Origin of the sequence: Moorena sp. SIO3B2, assembly GCF_010692525.1 — a bacterium.
Classification (GTDB): Bacteria; Cyanobacteriota; Cyanobacteriia; order Cyanobacteriales; family Coleofasciculaceae; genus Moorena; species Moorena producens.
On the sequence record NZ_JAAHHE010000576.1, the window covers coordinates 1 to 3,041 of the forward strand.

Genomic DNA, 3,041 nt, shown 5'->3' on the forward strand with positions numbered 1-3,041 from the left:
ACTCAGAATCAATAATCCTTCCTAAACAGTTTAATTACGAACGACTTGATATTTGTATTGATTACTGTAACACCGTCAATGCTAATATTGAATTGTTTCTCAAAAACAAAAGTCATAAAATGGAATTCAACCTAGAAAATGCTCAGGAAAATTTTGGCACATTTTGGAGGCTAATTAGTGCTACAGGAAATTATGCTATGGCTGTAAAAGAGTGGGAAAAGAAATATAATGCTTAGGCATTCCTTAAAATTGAATGGTTATCACAGCCTTTTTAAGGTTGGTACTGATGATTCTTTCTAATCTGGATTTGATAGATGAAAAGGGATATAAGCAAACACTATATTATTATTGGTGGGATGAAATGCGGAACAACTTCGCTGTTTCATTCCTTGTCTAAAAACTGCCCATCAATCAACCCATCGAGGGTGAAGGATACTAAATTTTTTGTGGATCGAGATAGAGGAGGCAACTGGGAAAGAGGTATCGACTGGTATTTAGAAATGTTTCCTCCCTTAAATGGAATAAAGCTGGAAGCTTCTACCCACTATACAAAGTATCCAGACTATCCAGGGGTTCCGGCGCGAATCAAGCAAGTCTTGAAAAACGTTAAATTAATTTATCTAGTTCGAGATCCATTACAGCGCTCGATTTCCCATTTTTTTCATAACTTGTTAGTCGATAGAGAAAAATTGGATATCAATCAAGCCCTTTCAAGTATTCGTAATAAATATATTAATTATAGCGATTATGCCCTACAGTTATCTCAGTATTATGATTATTTCGCTCCCGAAGATATTGTGATCATTAATATAGTCGAAGAAGAGTACCGAAAAAAGTCCTTAGAAGCATTAAAGCATTTTTTAGGAATAGAAACAAGTAATCCCTTCGTGCTAGAGCGTAGCAACACTGTAAAAGACAACTTTGTGAAAGCTGATAAAAATCTAAAGATTGCTCCAGATATCATGAATTCTTCAGAGAATAACATTGAGCTAGCTTTAAAGTTTGGCTTGAGCCATGATAATCTTATAAAAGTGATTGAGCTTTGTAGGGAAAATGCCGTAAAGTTTAAAAACTATTATCCATTTACTATAGACCATTGGCTAGACAAGTATAAAAATTATTTACTGCATTAAACTTGATCATATTGAAAATTTTAATTTTAAAATATACTAATGCTGATTGCCCCAAAAATAGTCTATTATCCTGATGTAACTCTTGAGGATCTAGATGCGGGAGTGATTGTCGCTTATCCATTGCCCCATGAAATCCATGCTTATTATGCAGTGCCAAATTTTCTGATTATCGGCGCACAGAAATGCGGCACTCGTGAACTGCATACCTGGCTCAATCAGCATCCCAATCTTAAAGGTGCGCCTGAAGAGTGCCATTTTTTTGATGAAGTCATAGATATTGAAACTGAATGGATACGCTATCTACTTAATCCTGCTTATTTACTGTCAAGAGACAAGCAGCAGTTGTTGTCTCGTTGTATCTATACATTTGAAAAAACACCAGCTTACTTAGACAAATGGAATCGAAGTGTGCCTATTCCCGAACTGGTTCGTCGAATGATGCCCTCTGGAAAATTCATTGTTTTATTGAGGAATCCAACGGCACGGGCTTACTCAGCTTATCAAATGGGAAGGACAGAACAAGACGTGATAGGAGCCATTCCTGAATATGTCGATACTGATTTTGTCTCTTTGATTAAAAGACGATTGTCAGCAAGCCAACCCGATCCCTATGATCGCCTGCTAAGGGTAGGGCACTATGCCTTGCATTTAGAAACGTGGTTGAACTATTTTTCGCGAGAACAGCTATCGGTTGTGTTATTAGAAGATTTTCAGCGATCGCCTTTTGAAGTGATGGAGAAAATCCTGACATTTCTAAAATTGCCTCCCTTTGATTACCGATCCTTGGCTGAAAAAAATTCCCGTGGCTTGTGGGTGCTTCGAGGGCAAGCCTCAAAAGGAAATGCTCAGCCCTACGAAGCAATTCCACAGGAAGCAAAAGCATTATTAGATGAATATTATGTTCCTTGGACTAAAAAACTGAAGCAATTAATGCCAGAACTCGATATTACATGGTGACAACTCGATATGCTGAATCAAAAAGAACGCTCTGATAATCAAAAACTTTTGATTGCCTCAAATATTGCAATTATTCCTCTTCTGACCAGTTTTGGTGGCGTTGATGCCAGCTTAATTCAGCTATACGCAACGAGTCTCCTTGGTTTGCAAGAAAGCGAAATCGGTTTTGTCATTGGTTTACCTTCCTTAGTTATCCCCCTACAAATGGCAGGTATTTATTTTGTAAAGCGTTGGGGTAGTAAACATACTCTGATTATTGGTTTTGCATTACTATTCTGCCTATTACCATTGATGCTTATTGTGCCTGTAGTGTATGCAAAAAATACAACTCTTGGTTTGGCTTTTTTTTGTATTACTATTTTATTTATGAATATCGTTCATAACGCTACAAAAGGAGTAGCTTTTCAACCCATAATTCGGGAATCTACTCTTCCACATGAGCGTGGATGGTTTTTTGGGAAAATGCGACTGACTGTGCATGGGTTTAATTTACTTTTTTTTGCTATTCTTTCTGTGACCCTAGGAAAAAAAGTAGCACTCCAGGATTACGCATATATAGTTGTGTTACTGATGATGTACTGTTTATTTGCAGGATTCATCACTTATCAAATAAAATTTTCTGAAACTAGTCAATCTACCTATACAACTAGCCATCTTTTGTTTGATGATATCCGCGAAATATTTGCCAATCAAAAATACCGTTTATTAATAACGATTTTGACGTTATGTTTTCTTTCCTCTTTGCCGCTATTTGTCACCTATTTAGCAATTGGGTTACAGCTTAATGCCAATTATATTTCCCAGTTAATTACATTAAATATAGCAGGAACTCTGACTGGGATAGCAATTTGGGGGCGACTCATAGATCGGATTGGCTTTATGCGTACCATATATATTATCGTCTTAATGCTGGCAACTGTCGGAGTGCTATGGCTATTTGTGCAACCATAA

The 3,041-nt window shown here is 36.9% G+C and carries 3 protein-coding genes and 1 pseudogene; all 4 read left to right on the plus strand.

Translation table 11 applies throughout. The features are described from left to right. A pseudogene (locus tag F6K38_RS38195) lies at positions 1-236 on the plus strand (hypothetical protein); the annotation flags it as partial. Between the two features lie 78 nt (positions 237-314). After that, complete coding sequence (locus F6K38_RS38200; RefSeq protein ID WP_287360156.1) at positions 315-1,133, plus strand: sulfotransferase domain-containing protein; 819 nt, start codon at positions 315-317, stop codon at positions 1,131-1,133. A gap of 39 nt (positions 1,134-1,172) precedes the next feature. Next, positions 1,173-2,090, plus strand: coding sequence for a sulfotransferase family protein (locus F6K38_RS38205; protein ID WP_287360158.1), 918 nt, complete (start codon positions 1,173-1,175; stop codon positions 2,088-2,090). A gap of 9 nt (positions 2,091-2,099) precedes the next feature. Further along, positions 2,100-3,041, plus strand: a complete 942-nt coding sequence (locus tag F6K38_RS38210) for an MFS transporter (RefSeq protein ID WP_287360159.1) — start codon at positions 2,100-2,102, stop codon at positions 3,039-3,041.

Coding starts and splice junctions, on each gene's coding strand:
- F6K38_RS38200 (WP_287360156.1), top strand. CDS start 315: ATGAAAAGGGATATAAGCAAACACTATATTATTATTGGTGGGATGAAA.
- F6K38_RS38205 (WP_287360158.1), top strand. CDS start 1,173: ATGCTGATTGCCCCAAAAATAGTCTATTATCCTGATGTAACTCTTGAG.
- F6K38_RS38210 (WP_287360159.1), top strand. CDS start 2,100: ATGCTGAATCAAAAAGAACGCTCTGATAATCAAAAACTTTTGATTGCC.